Genomic DNA, 18173 nt, shown 5'->3' with positions numbered 1-18173 from the left:
CTGGTGGGGCCGTGGGCGGCGCCGACGGCCCGTGCCCGGCGCCGGGCCGGCCGCCGAACGCCCGTCCCGCGGCGCGACGATCCGCCGGCCTCAGCCCACCGGCGGGCCGGCCTCCGCCGCGTCGGAGGCCACCCGGCTCCCCACCGATCTGTTGCACACATACGCCAGCGTGCCCAGCAGCAGCCGGGCCTGCGGCGGGCAGCCGGCGGTGTCCAGGGCCGGCGGGCGCAGCCAGCGCATCGGCCCATGGCCGCCGAGGTCGGACGGCGGTGCGGTGATGTGGTCGCCGCGGCCCAGCGGACGCAGGTCCAGGTCCGCGTCGTCCCAGCCCATGCGGTAGAGGAGGTCGGGGAGCGCGGCGGCCGCCCCCGGGGCGACGAAGAACAGCGCGCGCCCGGTCGGCGTGGCGGCGACCGGGCCCAGCGGCAGGCCCATCCGCTCCAGCCGCGCCAGCGCGCCCCGGCCCGCGTCCTCGGGGACGTCGAGGACGTCGAAGGACCGGCCCAACGGGAGCAGCACGGCCGCGCCCGGCGTCTCGGCCCAGGCGGCCAGCGCCTTCTCCAGCGTTGCGCCGGCCGGCAGTTCACGGGCGAAGGAGAGCGGATGGGCGCCCGGGGACGGGCAGTCGGCGGCCCCGCACGAGCACTCCGTCCGGCCGCCGGCCCGCACCGCGCGGCCCCCGGGGACGACGTCCCACCCCCACAGCCCGGTGTACTCCGCCACCGCGGTGCCCTCGGCCGAGCGGGCGCGGCGGCGCGAGCCGGAACGGAGGTCCCGGATGCCGCCGATCGTGAAACCCATGCCCCCTCCAACGGGTGGTGCGAGTAAGTGGCGACGCGTCAGCACGTTGACGAGGAGACGGTTCTTCACGCTGGTGTTCACACTCCGTCGGCGGTCCGCAGTGACGGTGGTGCGCCGGGTGGCGCGGCTCGGTGCGCACGCCCTCCTGTGCACCGAGCCGCCCGCGCCCGGGCTACCTGTGTCAAGTCAATCGCGAGAGAGTGCCGGGGAGTTCATTCAAAGGGGTGGCGAATGGTGGCGTTTCCGTAGCCGCCCTCCCGGTGAGCGTGATCGTAGGATTACTTTCGGTGCACGGACCCGCGGGGGCGGTATTCGCACGCGTATGCCCGCGGCGCGGCGCGAGGAGGGGCGACCGGAGGTGTGGCCGGATTCCGCGGTCGGGTAGAGGTACCGCGGAACGGGCGCCGCAACAGGCGGCATCCTGTGGGGGGTTCGCGGACAAGCGCTATCGGAATGGGGGCATTCCTGTGGGCGGCACGGACGGCACCGCCGGCTCCACCAGCACGGACGGCACCGATGCCGTCAAACGTCCCAACGCGCAGTTGGGTTCGTGGTTCCTGCGCAGCGGCTGGTCCAAGGGGGAGCTGGCGCGGCAGGTCAACCGCCGGGCGCGCCAGATGGGCGCCCACCACATCAGCACCGACACCTCCCGCGTGCGCCGCTGGCTGGACGGCGAGCAGCCCCGGGAGCCCATCCCGCGGATCCTCTCCGAGCTCTTCTCCGAACGCTTCGGCTGCGTGGTCGGCATCGAGGAGCTCGGACTGCGCTCGGCGCACCCCTCCCCGTCCGTCTCCGGCGTCGACCTCCCCTGGGCCGGGCCCCAAACCATCAGCCTGATCAGCGAGTTCACCCGCAGCGACCTGATGCTGGCACGCCGCGGCTTCCTGGGCACCTCGCTCGCGCTCGCCGCCGGCCCCTCCCTGATCGAGCCGATGCAGCGCTGGCTGGTGCCGGTGCCCGCCACCCCGGGCGAGTCCGGCGCGCACGCCGAGCGGAGCCGGCGCCCGGCCCGCCTCTCCGGCCCCGAGCTGGAGCTGCTGGAGGCGACCACCGCGATGTTCCGGCAGTGGGACGCCCAGTGCGGCGGCGGCCTGCGGCGCAAGGCGGTGGTCGGCCAACTCCACGAGGTCACCGACCTGCTCCAGGAGCCCCAACCGCCCGAGGTCGCCCGCCGGCTGTTCAAGGTCGCCGCGGAACTCGCCCAGCTGGCCGGCTGGATGAGCTACGACGTCGGCCTCCAGCCCATCGCCCAGAAGTACTTCGTCCTCGCCCTGCACGCCTCCAAGGAGGCCGGCGACCGCCCCCTGGGCTCGTTCATCCTCTCCAGCATGAGCCGGCAGATGATCCACCTCGGCCGGCCCGACGACGCACTGGAGCTGATCCACCTCGCCCAGTACGGCAGCCGGGAGACCGCCACCGCCCGCACCCAGGCCATGCTGTATGCGATGGAGGCCCGGGCCTACGCCGGCATGGGCCAGCCCAGCAAGGTCAAGCGGGCGGTGCGGATGGCCGAGGACACCTTCTGCGACATCGCCTCCGGCGAACCGGAGCCGGACTGGATCCGCTTCTTCTCCGAGGGCGAACTCAACGCCGAGAACGCCCACTCCTACCGCGACCTCGCCTATGTCGCCGGCCGCAGCCCCACCTACGCCTCGCTCGCCGAACCGGCCATGCGGCGCGCCGTCGAACTGTTCGGCAAGGACCCCGACCACCAGCGCTCGTACGCCCTCAACCTGATCGGCATGGCCACCGTCCACCTGCTCCAGAAGGAGCCGGAGGCGTGCGCCGAGATGGCCCAGAAGGCGATCCCGTTCGCCCGCCAGGTCCGCTCCGAACGGGTCAACAACCGGTTGCGCAAGACGGTGGACACCGCGGTCCGGGAATTCGGGACCGTCGGCGAGGTGGTCGCGCTCGGGGACGAGCTCTGCCGCCAGCTCCCGGAGACCGCCGTCGCCATCTGACCGGACCGCTCCGGCGACCGGACCCGGGAGTTCATCGGGGTGTAACGCGGAGGACGGCTTCGTCACCCCGGTGAAACACCGGCAAGGTTTGGCTGAAACGGCGCCGCGACACCCTCATCGCGAAGCCGGCCCACCCGCACGGGCCGCATCGACGACGAGGAGACGCCGATGCCCCCAGGCATCCTTCCGCTCGCAGACGGCCTCGCGGAAAAGGCCGTGCTCAGCCCGGCGAACACCGGGTTCATGCTGGTCTGCGCCGCGCTGGTGATGCTCATGACCCCCGGCCTGGCCTTCTTCTACGGCGGCATGGTCCGGGTCAAGAGCGTGCTGAACATGCTGATGATGAGCTTCATCAGCCTCGGGATCGTCACGCTGCTGTGGGTGCTCTACGGCTTCGCCCTCGCCTTCGGCACCGACAGCGGCGGTGTCATCGGCTGGAACGGCGACTTCGTCGGCCTCGGCCACCTGGGCCTGACCGAGCTGTGGGGCACCTCCACCATCCCCGTCTACGTCTTCGCCGTCTTCCAGCTGATGTTCGCGGTGATCACCCCCGCGCTGATCAGCGGTGCCCTCGCCGACCGGGTGAAGTTCAGCGCCTGGGCGCTCTTCACCGCCCTGTGGGTCACCGTCGTCTACTTCCCCGTCGCCCACTGGGTGTGGGCCGACGGCGGCTGGCTGTTCCGCCTGGGCGTCATCGACTTCGCCGGCGGCACCGCCGTCCACATCAACGCCGGCGCCGCGGCGCTCGGCGTGCTCCTCGTCGTCGGCAAGCGCATCGGCTTCCAGAAGGACCCGATGCGGCCGCACAGCCTGCCGCTGGTGATGCTCGGCGCCGGTCTGCTGTGGTTCGGCTGGTTCGGCTTCAACGCCGGCTCCTGGCTGGGCACCGACGACGGCGTCGCCGCGGTCGCCTTCGTCAACACCCAGGTCGCCACCGGCGCCGCGATGCTCGGCTGGCTCGCCTACGAACGGCTCCGGCACGGCTCGTTCACCACCCTGGGCGCGGCCTCCGGCGCGGTCGCCGGCCTGGTGGCCATCACCCCCGCCTGCGGCGCGGTCAGCCCGCTCGGCGCGATCGCGGTCGGCGCGGTCGCCGGGGTGCTCTGCGCGATGGCCGTCGGCCTCAAGTACCGGTTCGGCTACGACGATTCGCTCGACGTCGTCGGCGTGCACCTCGTCGGCGGCATCGTCGGCTCGCTGCTGGTCGGGCTGTTCGCCACCGGCGGTGTGCAGAGCCACGCCAAGGGTCTCTTCTACGGGGGCGGCTTCGCGCAGCTCGGCAAACAGGCCGTCGGGGTGGTGTGCGTCCTGCTGTACTCGCTGGCCGTCTCCTACGTCCTTGCCAAGGCGATCGACCTGGTGATGGGCTTCCGGGTCGGCGAGGACGAGGAGATCGCCGGCGTCGACCAGGCCGCGCACGCCGAGACCGCGTACGACTTCGCCGGCGCGGGCGGCGGCACCGCGGCCCGCAGGACCACGGCACTGGGCGAATCCCCGACCAAGAAGGTGGACGCGTGAAGCTCATCACGGCAGTTATCAAGCCGCACCGGCTCGACGAGGTGAAGGACGCCCTCCAGGCATTCGGCGTGCACGGCCTCACCGTCACGGAGGCCAGCGGCTACGGGCGGCAGCGCGGGCACACCGAGGTGTACCGGGGCGCCGAGTACACCGTCGACCTGGTGCCCAAGGTCCGGATCGAGGTGCTCGTCGAGGACGCGGACGCCGAGGAGCTGGTGGAGGTCGTGGTCGAGGCCGCCCGCACCGGCAAGATCGGCGACGGGAAGGTGTGGAGCGTGGCCGTCGAGGAGGCGGTGCGGGTGCGGACCGGGGAGCGCGGCCCCGACGCGCTGTGAGCCACGGGCGGCGGGGGCGGCAGCGGCGCCGCGGGGGACAACACGACCAAGGAGAGCCCGAGTTGACCGAGCGCGCCGAACAGCCCGCAGACGCCGCCACCTGGGCGGACCGTCCGGGCGGCGACTACCCCGCCGCCCGGCTGCGGCTCCTGCGGGACGGCACCCCCGCCGGCCCGGACCGCCGGGCCGCCCTCGCCCGCCTCACCGACGACTGGCTCGCCGCCCTGCTGGCCGCCGCGACTGCCCCCGCCGCCCGTGGCCCCGTCGCCCGCGGCACCGCGCTGGTCGCCGTCGGCGGCTACGGCCGCGGCGAACTCTCCCCCCGCAGCGACCTCGACCTCCTCCTGCTGCACGACGGCCGCGCCGCCACCGCAGACCTCGCCGCCCTCGCCGACCGCCTCTGGTACCCCGTCTGGGACCTCGGCCTGGACCTCGACCACGCCGTCCGCACCCCGGCCGAGGCCCGCCGCGCGGCCCGCGACGACCTCAAGGTGCAGCTCGGCCTGCTCGACGCCCGCCACCTGGCCGGCGACCCCGAACTGACCGCCGCGGTCCGCACCGCCGCCTACACCGACTGGCGGGAGTCCGCGCCCCGGCGGCTGCCCGAACTCCGCGCACTCTGCCAGGAGCGCGCCGCCCGCCACGGCGAACTCCCCTACCTCCTCGAACCCGACCTCAAGGAGGCCCACGGCGGCCTCCGGGACGCCACCGCACTGCGGGCCGTCGCCGCCTCCTGGCTCGCCGACGCCCCGCGCAGTGGACTGGAGGCCGCCCGCGCCCGGCTCCTGGACACCCGGGACGCCCTCCACCTCACCACCGGGCGCGCCACCGACCGCCTCTCCCTCCAGGACCAGGACCAGGTCGCCGGCGCCCTCGGCCTGCCCGACGCGGACGCCCTGCTCCGCCACACCTACGAATCCGCCCGCACCATCGCCTACGCCGCCGACGTCACCTGGCGCGAGGTCGGCCGGGTACTGCGCGCCCGGTCCGTCCGACCGGTGCTGCGCGGGCTGCTGCACGGCCGTTCCGCCGGCCGCGGTGAACGCCGGCCGCTCGCCGACGGCGTCGTCGAACTCGACGGGGAGGCGGTGCTGGCCCGCACCGCCCGGCCCGAACGCGACCCGGTCCTGCTGCTGCGCGCCGCGGCCGCCGCCGCCCAGGCCGGCCTCCCGCTGGCCACCCACGCCATCCGCCGCTGCGCCGCCGCCCGGACCGGCGCGCCGCTGCCGGTGCCCTGGCCCGCGGAGGCCCGCGAGCAACTGGTCACGCTCCTCGGCGCCGGTGCGCCCGCCGTGCCCGTATGGGAGGCCCTGGAGGCCGAGGGCGTCCTCGCCCGCCTGCTGCCCGAGTGGGAACACGTCCGCTGCCGTCCGCAGCGCAACCCCGTGCACACCTGGACCGTGGACCGCCACCTGGTCGAGACCGCCGTCCGGGCCGCCGCCCTGACCCGCCGCGTCCAGCGGCCCGACCTCCTGCTGATCGCCGCCCTGCTGCACGACATCGGCAAGGGCCGGCCCGGCGACCACGCGCTGGCCGGCGCGGCCGTCGCCCGCGACACGGCCGCCCGGCTCGGCTTCGGCCCCGGCGACACCGAGGTGATCGCCGCCCTGGTCCGGCACCACCTGCTGCTCGTCGAGACCGCCACCCGGCGCGACCTGGACGACCCGGAGACCGTCGGCGCGGTCGCCGACGCCGTCGGCAGCCCCGGCACCCTGGAGCTCCTGCACGCCCTCACCGAGGCCGACGCGCTCGCCACCGGGCCCGCCGCCTGGAGCCCCTGGCGCGCCGGCCTGGTCGCCGGCCTCGTCCGGCGCGTCACCGACCGGCTCGCCGGCGAACCCGCGCCGGACCCGCGCGAGACCGGCGCCCCCACCGCCGCACAGGAACGGCTGGCCATCGAGGCCCAGCGCACCGGCGCCCCGGCACTGACGCTGCACACCCGCCCCGAGAACGGCCCGCCGGACGCTGCCAAGGAGGGCCCGGACGCCGCCGGGGAGCCGGTCGGTGTGGAACTCCTCATCGCCGTCCCGGCCCACCCGTCGCCCGGTGTGCTCCCCGCGGCGGCCGGTGTGCTGGCCCTGCACCGCCTCACCGTCCGCGCGGCCGAGCTGCGCGCCCTCGACCCCGAAGGCCGCGGCCCGGTGCTGCTGCTGAGCTGGCGGGTGGCGGCCGAGTACGGCTCGCTCCCCGAGGCCGGCCACCTCCGCGCCGACCTCGTCCGGGCCCTCGACGGCTCCCTGGACGTCCCCGCCCGCCTCGCCGAACGCGAGCGCGCCTACGCCCGCCGCTCCCGCGCCGCCCTCGCCCCGCCGCCCCGCGCCACCGTGGCCGCCGGCAGCTCCCGCACCGCCACCGTCATCGAGGTCCGCGCCCAGGACGCGCACGGACTGCTGCACCGGATCGGGCGGGCCCTGGACGCGGCGGGTGTCAGCGTGCGCAGCGCCCACATCAGCACGCTGGGCGCGAACGCGGTGGACGCCTTCTACGTCACGGACGCGGAGGGGGCGCCGCTGCCCGATCCGGTGGCCCGTGAGGTGGCCGCGGCGGTCGAGAGCGCGCTCCAGTAGTGCCGGGGACGGCCCGCTCCGGGGCGCGCGGGCCGGCGCCCGTCGTACCGGGCCGGAGCGGGCCACGACGGGATCGCTTGCACGGCCGGATACCCTAGAACCCGACTGGACCTAAGCCCCCGACCCCGAGGATCGACGACCGCCGTGTTCGATACGCTTTCCGACCGCTTGGCGAGTACTTTCAAAAACCTCCGGGGCAAGGGCCGCCTGAGCGAGGCGGACATCGACGCCACCGCGCGGGAGATCCGGATCGCCCTGCTGGAAGCGGACGTCGCCCTGCCGGTCGTCCGCGCCTTCATCAAGCAGGTCAAGGAGCGCGGCCTGGGCGCCGAGGTCAGCCAGGCGCTGAACCCGGCACAGCAGATCATCAAGATCGTCAACGAGGAGCTCATCGGCATCCTCGGCGGCGAGACCCGGCGCCTGCGCTTCGCCAAGCAGCCCCCGACCGTGATCATGCTCGCCGGCCTCCAGGGTGCCGGTAAGACCACCCTGGCCGGCAAGCTCGGCCGCTGGCTCAAGTCCCAGGGCCACTCCCCGCTGCTGGTCGCCTGCGACCTCCAGCGCCCCAACGCCGTCAACCAGCTCCAGGTCGTCTCCGAGCGCGCCGGTGTCGCGTTCTACGGCCCCGAGCCGGGCAACGGCGTCGGTGACCCGGTCCAGGTCGCCAAGGACTCGATCGAGTACGCCCGCGGCAAGCAGTACGACGTGGTCGTCGTCGACACCGCCGGCCGCCTCGGCATCGACGCCGAGATGATGCAGCAGGCCGCGGACATCCGGGACGCGGTCAGCCCCGACGAGGTCCTCTTCGTCGTCGACGCCATGATCGGCCAGGACGCGGTCAACACCGCCGAGGCGTTCCGCGACGGCGTCGGCTTCGACGGCGTGGTGCTCTCCAAGCTGGACGGCGACGCCCGCGGTGGTGCCGCGCTCTCCATCGCGCACGTCACCGGCAAGCAGATCATGTTCGCCTCCAACGGCGAGAAGCTGGACGACTTCGACGCGTTCCACCCGGACCGCATGGCGTCCCGCATCCTCGGCATGGGCGACATGCTCTCGCTGATCGAGAAGGCCGAGCAGACCTTCAGCCAGCAAGAGGCCGAGAAGATGGCGGCCAAGCTGGCGAAGGGCCCCAAGGAGTTCACCCTCGACGACTTCCTGGCCCAGATGGAGCAGGTCCGGAAGATGGGCTCGATCTCCAAGCTGCTCGGCATGCTGCCCGGTATGGCGCAGATGAAGGACCAGATCAACAACCTCGACGAGCGCGAGGTCGACCGCACCGCCGCCATCATCAAGTCGATGACCCCGGCCGAGCGCCAGGACCCGACGATCATCAACGGATCGCGCCGGGCCCGTATCGCCCGCGGTTCCGGTGTCGACGTCAGCATGGTCAAGAACCTCGTCGAGCGGTTCTTCGACGCCCGCAAGATGATGTCGCGGATGGCCCAGGGCGGCGGACTGCCCGGCATGCCCGGCATCCCCGGGATGGGCGGCGGCGCCTCCCGGAAGAAGAAGCAGATCAAGCAGGCCAAGGGCAAGCGCAAGAGCGGCAACCCGATGAAGCGCAAGGCCGACGAGGAGGCCGCGGCGGCGCGCCGCGAGGCGGCCGCGGCCGGCAACCCGCTCGGCCTGCCGCAGGGCGGCCAGGACCCGCAGGACTTCGAACTCCCCGACGAGTTCAAGAAGTTCATGAAGTGACGCGATCGAGGTGACGTGGCGCCCGCCCGGTGCCGCACGCCGAGCCCCCGCCCACCTCCCGGTGGCCGGGGGCTCGTCCGTTGCGCTCCAGGATCGCGGCTAACGGGTGCGCGCGATCAGGTACCGGAAGACGTTCGCCATCCAGACCGTCCCGTCCGCCCGCCGGTACGGCCGGAGCGCCGTTGCCAGCTCCTGCTCCACCTGCCGCGGCCCGGCCGCCTCCAGCGCCGCGTCGAACAGCCCGGTCGACAGCATCCCGCGCACCGCGCCCGCCAGGTCCGCGTAACCGAACGGGCAGGCCACCCGCCCCGACCCGTCGGGACGCAGCCCCGCACGGCCCGCCAGCTCCTCCAGGTCGTCCCGCCCGGCCGGCCGCCAGCCGCCGCCCAGCCCCGCCGAGGGATCCGCCAGCCGCCGCGCCACCCCGAGCACCCCGGCCGCCGCGCACCGCTCCACCGGGCCCCAGCCACCCAGCACCACCGCACTGCCCCGCTCGGCCATCGCCGCCGCCGCGGTCAGCGCTCCGGCCGGCTCCTGTACACCCCCGCCGCAACCCGCCGGGTGGAACGCGGTGATCACGGTGAACGCCGCGCCCGGCGGTGCCGCGTCCGCCAGCCCGCCGCTGACCAGCCGGGTCACCTCCGGCATCCCGTCCGGGGTGAGTCGCCGGCGGGCCAGCTCCAGCCGGCCCTCGTCCGCGTCCACGCCGCTGACCTGCGCCCCGCGCGCCGCCGCGAGCAGCAGGGCCAGCCCGGACCCGCAGCCCAGCCCCAGCAGCCGGGTGCCGGGCCCGACGCCCAGCCGGTCGTACGCGGCCTCGTAGAGGGGGACCAGCATCGGCTCCTGGATCTCCGCCCAGTCGCGGGCGCGGGTGCCGGTCGGCGCGTCCGGGGCGGTGCAGCGGGCGGACCCGGTGTTCGGAAGCTGGTGCCGCACGAGCGTGGGTGACATCGATAGCGCCCCTATCCGCCGAGAACCCGAAGCTGATCAGTACAGTCCGCCCCCGTGTTTCCGAACGCTGCGCCCCCGCGACCGGACGACCGCGCGACCGACCGGGCGTCCAGGGGTGCGCCGAGGATGGCTCCCGCGCGCCCCTGTGTGCGCCGGGCCACACACTCCCGGAGCGCCGTTCCAGCGTGCCCCGGGGGCCACGGTCCCGCCACGCCAGCGTCGGCCGCCCGGCGCCCCGCTGCACGTACCGCCCGCCGGGCCACCCCGCCCCGCTGCCCTACCGTGGCCGGGACGAGCCCCGTGCGCGGCGCAATTCCTACCATCGGTAACATCGCCGCACGTCCGCGCCCCAGCGCGCGGACGGCGTACGCCATGCGGCGTACGCGGGGATACGGGTCGTGCGTACCGGCTTGCCGCCTGCGGGGTGCCTTCTGTGCAGATCGGCCCACCGCGCCCCCGCCACGCCCCCTGCCCAGAAACTGACCGGTACGTGCAAATTATTTGGGATGCCCCGGAATCGGAACACTGGGCGACTCCGGCTCGTTGTCACGACGTGAGCACGACACCGCCTGTTCTCGCCGCCGAGTTGGCGCTCGCGTGGGCCGACATTCAACGGCACCACCCCGAGCTGCCGGACCTGGCCGCGCCCGAATCCCTGATCGGAGAGTCCTCGTCCGCCTGCGGCGCCGAGCTCTCCTTCGAGAGGCTGCTCCACGAGGCAGTCCACGGCATCGCCGCCGCCCGCGGCATCCGTGACACCTCCCGGGCAGGCCGTTACCACAACCGCCGATTCCTGGCGATCGCGGAGGAGCTGGGCCTGGACCACACCGACGAGCCGCACCCCAGCAGCGGCTTCTCGCTGGTCACGCTCAATCCCGAGGCCAGACGGCGCTACCGTCCCACCATCGAGCGGCTCACCAGAGCCCTCAAGGCCCACAGCGCCGCCACCGCCACCGACACCGCCCGCAGCTTCCGCGGGCCGGCCGCCCGGCACGGCTCCTCCGGGGGCGGCGTCCGCGTCAAGGCCGTCTGCGACTGCGGGCGCAACGTCCGGGTCGTCCCGTCGGTGCTGGCGCAGGCGCCGATCGTCTGCGGCGGCTGCGGCAAGCCCTTCCGGATCCCCGAGGTGGCCGCGGTCGGGTGACCTTCGGGCGTGTGGCACAATTGCCAGCTGTACTCGACAGCCGCACAGGACCCCTCTCTCCTCCGGCTGACGCGTCCATCGGGGCCCCGAGTACCGCAACCCCACGTGGCATCTCGTTGTGCCCCACCCCGTCAAGACCAGGAGACACCACTCCAGTGGCAGTCAAGATCAAGCTGAAGCGTCTGGGTAAGATCCGCTCGCCTCACTACCGCATCGTCGTCGCCGACTCCCGCACCCGCCGGGACGGTCGCGCCATCGAGGAGATCGGCCTGTACCACCCGGTGCAGAACCCCTCCCGCATCGAGGTCGACTCGGAGCGTGCGCAGTACTGGCTGAGCGTCGGCGCCCAGCCGACCGAGCCGGTTCTGGCCATCCTCAAGGTCACCGGTGACTGGCAGAAGTTCAAGGGTCTGCCCGCCCCGGCGCCGATGAAGGTCGCCGAGCCGAAGGCCGACAAGAGCGCCCTCTTCGAGGCCGCCGCCAAGGCTTCCGGTGACGAGCCGAAGGGTGAGGCCATCACCCCGAAGGCGAAGAAGGCCGACAAGAAGGCGGACGAGGCCGCGGCTGAGTCCACCTCCGAGTCCACCGAGGACTGAGCGTGCTTGAGGAGGCCCTTGAGCACCTCGTCAAGGGCATCGTCGACAACCCCGACGACGTGCAGGTAGCCTCGCGCACCCTGCGCCGCGGGCGCGTGCTGGAGGTCCGGGTCCACCCCGACGACCTCGGCAAGGTGATCGGCCGCAACGGCCGCACCGCACGCGCCCTGCGGACGGTCGTGGGCGCGATCGGCGGCCGGGGCATCCGCGTCGACCTCGTCGACGTCGACCAAGTTCGCTGATCAAGTTGAACACCGGCTCGGGCCGGGGAGGGCCTTCGGGCCGTCCCCGGCCCGCGTCCGTATGCGGGCGCGGCACCTGAGGACGCCCCAGGGCGACCCCACGGCCACCCCCGTACCGGACCCATCACCGCAACCATCCATTGAGGAACCACGGCGTTCCGCAACCACGTCCGCGAAAGCGGCGGCGGTTTAGCCGCAAAAGGGGAGAACAGTGCAGCTGGTAGTCGCCCGGATCGGCCGCGCCCACGGCATCAAGGGCGAGGTCACCGTAGAGGTGCGCACCGACGAGCCGGAGCTCCGGCTCGCCCCGGGCGCCGTCCTGGCCACCGACCCGTCCTCCGTCGGGCCGCTGACCATCGCCACCGGCCGGGTCCACAGCGGCCGGCTGCTGCTGCGTTTCGAGGGCGTCGCGGACCGCACCGCCGCCGAGGCGCTGCGCAACACCCTGCTGATCGCCGAGGTCGACCCCGAGGAACTCCCGGAGGATCCCGAGGAGTTCTACGACCACCAGCTGATCGACCTCGATGTCGTGACCCGCGACGGCACCGCCGTCGGCCGGATCACCGAGGTGTCCCACCTGCCCTACCAGGACCTGCTGATCGTCGCCCGGCCCGACGGCAGCGAGGTCATGATCCCGTTCGTCACCGAGATCGTGCCCGAGATCGACCTGGAGGAGCAGCGCGCGGTGATCGAGCCGCCGCCCGGCCTCCTCGACGAGACCCAGGCCGAGATCGCCTCCAGCCGGGAGGACAGCTGATGCGGCTCGACGTCGTCACGATCTTCCCCGAGTACCTGGAACCGCTGAACGTCTCGCTGGTCGGCAAGGCCCGCGCCCGGGGACAGCTCGACGTCCGCGTCCACGACCTGCGGGAGTGGACGCACGACAAGCACCACACCGTCGACGACACCCCCTACGGCGGCGGCCCCGGCATGGTCATGAAGCCCGAGCCGTGGGGCGAGGCGCTCGACGACGTCCTGGCGTCCGGCGAGGGCGCACCGGTCCTCGTCGTCCCGACCCCCAGCGGCGTCCCGTTCACCCAGCAGCTGGCCGTCGAACTCTCCACCAAGCCCTGGCTGGTGTTCACCCCGGCCCGCTACGAAGGCATCGACCGCCGGGTCATCGAGGAGTACGGCGACCGCCTCGACGTCCGCGAGGTCTCCATCGGCGACTACGTCCTGGCCGGCGGTGAGGCCCCGGTCCTGGTCATGGTCGAGGCGGTGGCCCGGCTGCTGCCCGGCGTCCTCGGCAACGCCGCCTCCCACCAGGACGACTCCTTCGCCCCCGGGGCGATGGCCGACCTCCTGGAAGGCCCCGTCTACACCAAGCCCCCGGAGTGGCGCGGCCGCGCCATCCCCGAGGTGCTGATCAGCGGCCACCACGGGAAGATCGCCCGCTGGCGCCGCGACGAGGCGTTCCGCCGCACCGACCGCAACCGCCCCGACCTCCTGGAGCGCGCCGACCCCGCCGCCTTCGACAAGAAGGACCGCGAGATGCTCTCCATGCTGGGCTGGGCCGAGCGCGAGGACGGCCGATTTGGGCGGATGAACCACCCCGTGGAAGAATGAGCCGCTGCTGTCCGCGTCCGGCGTGCGCCCCTGCCACAGGGGGAACGACGTCCGCCCGGCGATCCGACGGCGAACCATCCTCTTTCCGAATCATTCCGCTGATGACCTGTGGCATCGGCGAAGAAAGCAGTAGGTCATGAACCTCCTCGACTCCATTGACTCCGCGGCGCTGCGCAGCGACATCCCGGCCTTCCGCCCGGGTGACACCGTCAACGTCCACGTCCGCGTCATCGAGGGCAACCGCTCCCGCGTGCAGCAGTTCAAGGGCGTCGTCATCCGTCGCCAGGGCTCCGGCGTGCGCGAGACCTTCACGGTCCGCAAGGTCAGCTTCTCGGTCGGCGTCGAGCGCACCTTCCCCGTGCACACCCCGATCGTCGAGAAGATCGAGGTCGTCACCCGCGGTGACGTCCGTCGCGCCAAGCTGTACTACCTCCGTGAGCTGCGCGGCAAGGCCGCCAAGATCAAGGAGAAGCGCGAGAGCTGAGCCGGCACCGCACCGGAGCGGCCACGATCCGTTCCGGTGCACCGCGAGGCCACGCTCGCGACCGGTGCCCGAGCCCGGCCGGATAGGCTCTGGGCCTCATGGACACCGACGCAGAGCTCACGGAGCGCGATCCCTCTTCCGACCCCGTACAGGGGACGGAGCGGGGGTCGCGCTCCGCGCGTTTCCGGGAGCGGGTGGCGGAGCTGCGGTACCGGCCGGTCACCCTCTTCGCGCTGTGCCTGGTGTTCCTGTTCCTGCTCAGCACCTTCGTCGCGCAGCCGTTCCTGATCCCCAGCTCCTCCATGGAGAACACCCTGCAGGTCGGCGACCGGGTCCTGGTGAACAAGCTGGCGTACCGCTTCGGCTCCGCCCCGCAGCGCGGCGACGTGATCGTCTTCGACGGCACCGGATCTTTCGTTCACAGGGAGCAGGGGGAGAATCCCGTCACGGGACTGCTGCGCAAGGCCGGCGCGGCGCTGGGCCTGGCCCGGTCCGACGACACCGACTACGTCAAGCGCGTCATCGGCGTCGGCGGGGACCGGGTGACCTGCTGCGACAAACAGGGGCGGATCGAAGTGAACGGTGAGCCGGTGAACGAGGGCTATCTCCATCCCGGGGACGCGCCGTCCGCCGTCCCCTTCGACATCGTGGTGCCGACGGGACGGCTGTGGGTCATGGGCGACCACCGTGCCCGCTCCAGCGACTCCCGCGACCACCTCGGCGAAGCGGGCGGCGGCACCATCCCGATCGGCAAGGTCATCGGCCGCGCCGGCCTGATCACCTGGCCGATCGGCCGCTGGAGCACCCTTGATGCCCCAGGGTCCTTCGCCCGTATACCGGCCCCGGCAGGCCCCCATGGGTAGCCACGGACGCCCCCGCCGCGGGCACGAGACGACCGCCGGCCCCGGCCCGCAGACCGGCACCGAAGAGGGAGAGGGGGCCGGGGGGGTCCGCGAGGCACCGGCCACCCGCCGGGCGACCGCCGGACGGGCCGAGCGACGCCGTCTGGCCAAGCGCGTCAAGCGCCGCAGGCGCCGCTCCTACCTCAAGGAAATCCCGATCCTCATCGGTGTGGCGCTGGCCATCGCGCTGATCCTGAAGACGTTCCTGGTCCAGGCGTTCGTGATCCCGTCCGGCTCCATGGAGCAGACGATCAAGATCGGGGACCGGGTGCTGGTCGACAAGCTGACGCCGTGGTTCGGCTCCAAACCGCAGCGCGGCGACGTCGTGGTCTTCAAGGACCCCGGCGGCTGGCTCAAGGGCGAGCAGAACCAGTCCACCGGCAACCCCGGACCGGTCAAGGACTTCATGACCTTCATCGGGCTGCTGCCGTCCGCCAACGAGCAGGACCTCATCAAGCGCGTGGTCGGCGTCGGCGGCGACACCGTCCGCTGCTGCGACGCACAGGGCCGGGTCACGGTCAACGGCACCCCGCTCACCGAGTCCTACGTGCACCCCGGAAACCCGCCCTCCCAGCTGAAGTTCACGGTGAACGTCCCCACCGGACGGATCTTCGTGATGGGCGACCACCGCTCCAACTCGGCGGACTCGCGCTACCACCTGGACGAGCCCTACCGCGGCACGGTTTCGGAGGACAACGTCGTGGGCAAGGCGGTGGTGATCGCCTGGCCGTTCAGCCACTGGCGGTTCCTCAAGGAGTCCGACACCTTCGCCGGCGTGCACGACGCGCCGGGCGCGGAGGCATCGGCGGCGGGTGCAGCGCATAGGGTGTCCCCCGAGAGTTTGACCGTACTCCCGACCCCTGCGGAACTCCCGCTCGTTATGGGAGTGGTGGGCCTGCGCCGGTTGACGGGCGGGCGAGTGCGCGGAGTAAGGAGTGGATGTGGGGGACTTGGCGTTCGGCGCGCGGTCCGGAACCGGAGAGCCCGAAGAGCCGGCGGGACGCGGTGAGTCCACGTCGCAGGTGGTGAGCTCCGTAGACCAGCCACAGGCCCAGTCAGGCAGGTCCGCGCCGGACTGGTCGGGGACCGATCTATCGAAGCAGTCGGACGTGACGGCCGACGAGGAGGCGACCGGCAGCGTGACCAAAGGCAAGAAGCCGCGTGCCTTCTGGAAGGAACTGCCGATCCTCATCGGCATCGCCCTGCTCCTCGCCCTGCTGATCAAGACGTTCCTGGTGCAGGCCTTCTCCATCCCGTCCGACTCGATGCAGGACACCCTCCAGCGCGGGGACCGGGTGCTGGTCGACAAGCTGACGCCGTGGTTCGGCTCCAAGCCGCAGCGCGGCGAGGTCGTCGTCTTCCACGACCCGGGCGGCTGGCTCAACGAGACCCCCACTCCGCAGCCCAACCCCGTCCAGAAGGTCCTCAGCTTCATCGGCCTGATGCCCTCGGCCGAGGAGAAGGACCTGATCAAGCGGGTCATCGCGGTCGGTGGCGACACCGTCGAGTGCCAGGGCACCGGCCCGGTGAAGGTCAACGGCAAGGCCCTCAAGGAAGATTCCTACGTCTACCCCGGCGCCACCCCGTGCGGCGACCGCCCGTTCGGTCCGATCCACGTCAAAAAGGGCCGGATCTGGGTGATGGGCGACCACCGCGACGACTCCCTCGACTCCCGCTACCACCAGAACCTCCCGGGCAACGGAACGGTCTCCGAATCCGAGGTCGTCGGTCGCGCCTTCACCATCGCCTGGCCCGTCAACCGCTGGTCGACCCTCCCCGTACCGGACACCTTCGACCAGCCCGGCATCAACAAGGCGATGGGCGCCGCCCCGGCCGCCCTCGGCCTGATGGGTGCGGTCCCCCTGGTCATCTGGCGCCGCAAGAGGCTGACCGCGGCGCGTAACCCCAGGTAAGGTGCCGTCCCGGATCTTCGACGCGGGGCTCGCCCCGCGGGGCGGGAGCGCTGGGATGAGCAGCAGTACGGAACGTGCGACGGACGGCCACGGCCGGACCACGGGCAGCGTCCTGTCCGGTCTGGCCGTGGCCGTCGGCTGTGTGCTGTTCCTGGGCGGCTTCGTGTGGGGCGCGCTGCTCTACCGCCCGTACACCGTGCCCACCGACTCGATGACCCCCACCATCGCCGCCGGTGCCCGGGTCCTGGCCGAGAAGGTCGGCGGCTCGGAGATACGCCGCGGTGACGTCGTCGTCTTCAAGGACGACACCTGGGGCGATCTGCCGATGGTCAAGCGGGTCGTCGGCATCGGCGGTGACAAGGTCGCCTGCTGCACCAAGCAGGGCCTGCTGACGGTCAACGGAACCCCCGTCGAGGAGCCGTACCTCCAGGGCCACGGCCCCGCCGCGCCTGTCGGTTTCCGCGCCACCGTCCCGGCCGACCAGCTCTTCCTCCTCGGCGATCACCGCAGCGCCTCCCTCGACTCCCGCGTCCACCTCACCGACGGCGACCACGGTTCCGTACCGCGCAGCGCCGTCGCCGCCCGGGTCGACGCCCGCGCCTGGCCGCTCGGCAGCCTCGGCATGCTCCAGCGCCCCGGGAGTTTCGCCGCACTCCCCGGTGGCACCTCGCAACCGGGACCACTCCGGCCCCTCGTCCTCGCGGTCGTCGCCGGGGCTGTGCTCATCCTTGGAGGGGCGGCATACGGGCCGCTCGCACGACGGAAGGGGCGCGGACGTGGGTGACGACGTCGGGGAAGGTGAAGACGTGGGTGCATACGGACGGGAGCCGGAGCGGAAGCCCGGACGGGACCGTGAGCGGGGGAGGGGCGGGACGTCCGGTGCGGTGGGGGACGGCGAGACAGCTGCGAACCCTGTGGCTGCTGCGGCCGGAGTGTCTACCAGCGCGTCTCCTGAGGCCACTGCGACCACCGTGATCGCTACGCCCCCTGACCTCCCGCCATCCGAAGAGGGCACACCGGTGCGCCGGGTCTCCCGCGTCGTGCTGCTCGACCCGGACGACCGGATCCTGCTGCTGCACGGCTTCGAACCGGACCGTCCGACCGACACCTGGTGGTTCACGCCCGGCGGCGGTCTGGAGGGTGCAGAAACCCGCGGCGAAGCCGCGCTGCGCGAGCTCGCCGAGGAAACCGGCATCACGGGGGCCGCCCTCGGCCCCCTCCTGTGGAAGCGCCGCTGCGCCTTCCCTTTCGACGGGCGACGCTGGGAACAGGACGAGTGGTACTACCTGGCACGGACCGACCGGACCACCACCGACACCGCCGGCCACACGGACCTGGAACGACGCAGCGTCTCGGGGCTGAGGTGGTGGACCCTCGAGGAACTGTCGGCGGCGCATGAGACGGTGTATCCGACCAGACTCGCCGAGCTGCTGCGCACACTGCTCGACGAAGGGCCCCCGAGTGCGCCGGTGCTCCTGGAGACCGAGAGGGTCTGACG

General features: G+C 72.8%; 18 protein-coding genes. 16 read left to right on the top strand and 2 right to left on the bottom strand.

What is annotated here, in order from left to right:
* Positions 1-90: 90 nt before the first annotated feature.
* Positions 91-801: a bifunctional DNA primase/polymerase gene (locus tag ACIQE0_RS17780; RefSeq protein WP_402332991.1), complete on the bottom strand. Its 711-nt coding sequence runs from the start codon at positions 799-801 to the stop codon at positions 91-93.
* 467 nt (positions 802-1268) lie between these two features.
* On the opposite strand from ACIQE0_RS17780, the gene ACIQE0_RS17775 reads away from it, so the two are divergent.
* The 5 genes from ACIQE0_RS17775 to ffh all read left to right on the top strand — a co-directional run bounded on the left by ACIQE0_RS17775 (position 1269) and on the right by ffh (position 8877).
* The gene (locus ACIQE0_RS17775; RefSeq protein ID WP_402332988.1) at positions 1269-2762 is read left to right on the top strand and encodes a hypothetical protein; all 1494 of its coding nucleotides are present in this window, start codon (positions 1269-1271) and stop codon (positions 2760-2762) included.
* Between the two features lie 168 nt (positions 2763-2930).
* Positions 2931-4280, top strand: a complete 1350-nt coding sequence (locus ACIQE0_RS17770) for an ammonium transporter (RefSeq protein WP_384098751.1) — start codon at positions 2931-2933, stop codon at positions 4278-4280.
* The gene (locus ACIQE0_RS17765; protein WP_366330627.1) at positions 4277-4615 is read left to right on the top strand and encodes a P-II family nitrogen regulator; all 339 of its coding nucleotides are present in this window, start codon (positions 4277-4279) and stop codon (positions 4613-4615) included. The genes ACIQE0_RS17770 and ACIQE0_RS17765 overlap by 4 nt, the downstream gene beginning before the upstream one ends.
* A 62-nt stretch (positions 4616-4677) precedes the next feature.
* On the top strand, positions 4678-7182 hold the full coding sequence (locus tag ACIQE0_RS17760) for a [protein-PII] uridylyltransferase (protein WP_402332984.1): 2505 nt from the start codon (positions 4678-4680) through the stop codon (positions 7180-7182).
* A 144-nt stretch (positions 7183-7326) separates the two neighbouring features.
* The gene (ffh, locus tag ACIQE0_RS17755) at positions 7327-8877 is read left to right on the top strand and encodes a signal recognition particle protein (RefSeq protein ID WP_402332981.1); all 1551 of its coding nucleotides are present in this window, start codon (positions 7327-7329) and stop codon (positions 8875-8877) included.
* Between the two features lie 99 nt (positions 8878-8976).
* Here the strand turns inward: ffh and ACIQE0_RS17750 are convergent, their stop codons facing one another.
* Entirely contained in the window at positions 8977-9828 is an 852-nt protein-coding gene (locus ACIQE0_RS17750) for a methyltransferase domain-containing protein (protein WP_402332978.1), read from the bottom strand.
* Between the two features lie 553 nt (positions 9829-10381).
* On the opposite strand from ACIQE0_RS17750, the gene ACIQE0_RS17745 reads away from it, so the two are divergent.
* The 11 genes from ACIQE0_RS17745 (at position 10382) to ACIQE0_RS17695 (ending at position 18171) form a co-directional block, all read left to right on the top strand.
* Positions 10382-10972 (top strand): hypothetical protein, encoded by a 591-nt coding sequence (locus ACIQE0_RS17745; protein WP_073447690.1) that lies wholly within the window; start codon positions 10382-10384, stop codon positions 10970-10972.
* Positions 10973-11127: 155 nt separating this feature from the next.
* Positions 11128-11568 carry a 30S ribosomal protein S16 gene (rpsP, locus tag ACIQE0_RS17740; protein WP_366330623.1) on the top strand — a complete coding sequence of 147 codons (441 nt, stop codon included), beginning with the start codon at positions 11128-11130 and terminating at the stop codon, positions 11566-11568.
* Positions 11569-11570: 2 nt separating this feature from the next.
* A complete protein-coding gene (locus tag ACIQE0_RS17735) occupies positions 11571-11810 on the top strand; it encodes an RNA-binding protein (protein ID WP_003980229.1) in 240 nt (79 codons plus the stop codon).
* 211 nt (positions 11811-12021) lie between these two features.
* A complete protein-coding gene (rimM, locus tag ACIQE0_RS17730; protein ID WP_366330622.1) occupies positions 12022-12567 on the top strand; it encodes a ribosome maturation factor RimM in 546 nt (181 codons plus the stop codon).
* Positions 12567-13376 (top strand): tRNA (guanosine(37)-N1)-methyltransferase TrmD, encoded by an 810-nt coding sequence (gene trmD / locus ACIQE0_RS17725; protein WP_402332973.1) that lies wholly within the window; start codon positions 12567-12569, stop codon positions 13374-13376. The genes rimM and trmD overlap by 1 nt, the downstream gene beginning before the upstream one ends.
* A gap of 136 nt (positions 13377-13512) precedes the next feature.
* A complete protein-coding gene (gene rplS / locus ACIQE0_RS17720; protein WP_366330620.1) occupies positions 13513-13860 on the top strand; it encodes a 50S ribosomal protein L19 in 348 nt (115 codons plus the stop codon).
* 98 nt (positions 13861-13958) lie between these two features.
* A complete protein-coding gene (lepB, locus tag ACIQE0_RS17715) occupies positions 13959-14723 on the top strand; it encodes a signal peptidase I (protein WP_366330619.1) in 765 nt (254 codons plus the stop codon).
* Positions 14716-15771 (top strand): signal peptidase I, encoded by a 1056-nt coding sequence (gene lepB / locus ACIQE0_RS17710; RefSeq protein WP_402332969.1) that lies wholly within the window; start codon positions 14716-14718, stop codon positions 15769-15771. The genes lepB (ACIQE0_RS17715) and lepB (ACIQE0_RS17710) overlap by 8 nt, the downstream gene beginning before the upstream one ends.
* Positions 15772-15871: 100 nt before the next feature.
* Positions 15872-16675: a signal peptidase I gene (gene lepB / locus ACIQE0_RS17705; protein WP_384098734.1), complete on the top strand. Its 804-nt coding sequence runs from the start codon at positions 15872-15874 to the stop codon at positions 16673-16675.
* Between the two features lie 55 nt (positions 16676-16730).
* Positions 16731-17459 (top strand): signal peptidase I, encoded by a 729-nt coding sequence (lepB, locus tag ACIQE0_RS17700; RefSeq protein WP_402332965.1) that lies wholly within the window; start codon positions 16731-16733, stop codon positions 17457-17459.
* Positions 17460-17646: 187 nt separating this feature from the next.
* The gene (locus tag ACIQE0_RS17695; protein ID WP_402332962.1) at positions 17647-18171 is read left to right on the top strand and encodes an NUDIX hydrolase; all 525 of its coding nucleotides are present in this window, start codon (positions 17647-17649) and stop codon (positions 18169-18171) included.
* Positions 18172-18173: the final 2 nt, after the last annotated feature.

The sequence above is a fragment of the Streptomyces sp. NPDC093097 genome, assembly GCF_044754325.1.
In the GTDB taxonomy this organism is placed as follows: domain Bacteria; phylum Actinomycetota; class Actinomycetes; order Streptomycetales; family Streptomycetaceae; genus Streptomyces.
The sequence above is the reverse complement of the archived record's forward strand: the minus strand, read 5'-3'. Positions and strand labels throughout refer to the sequence as shown.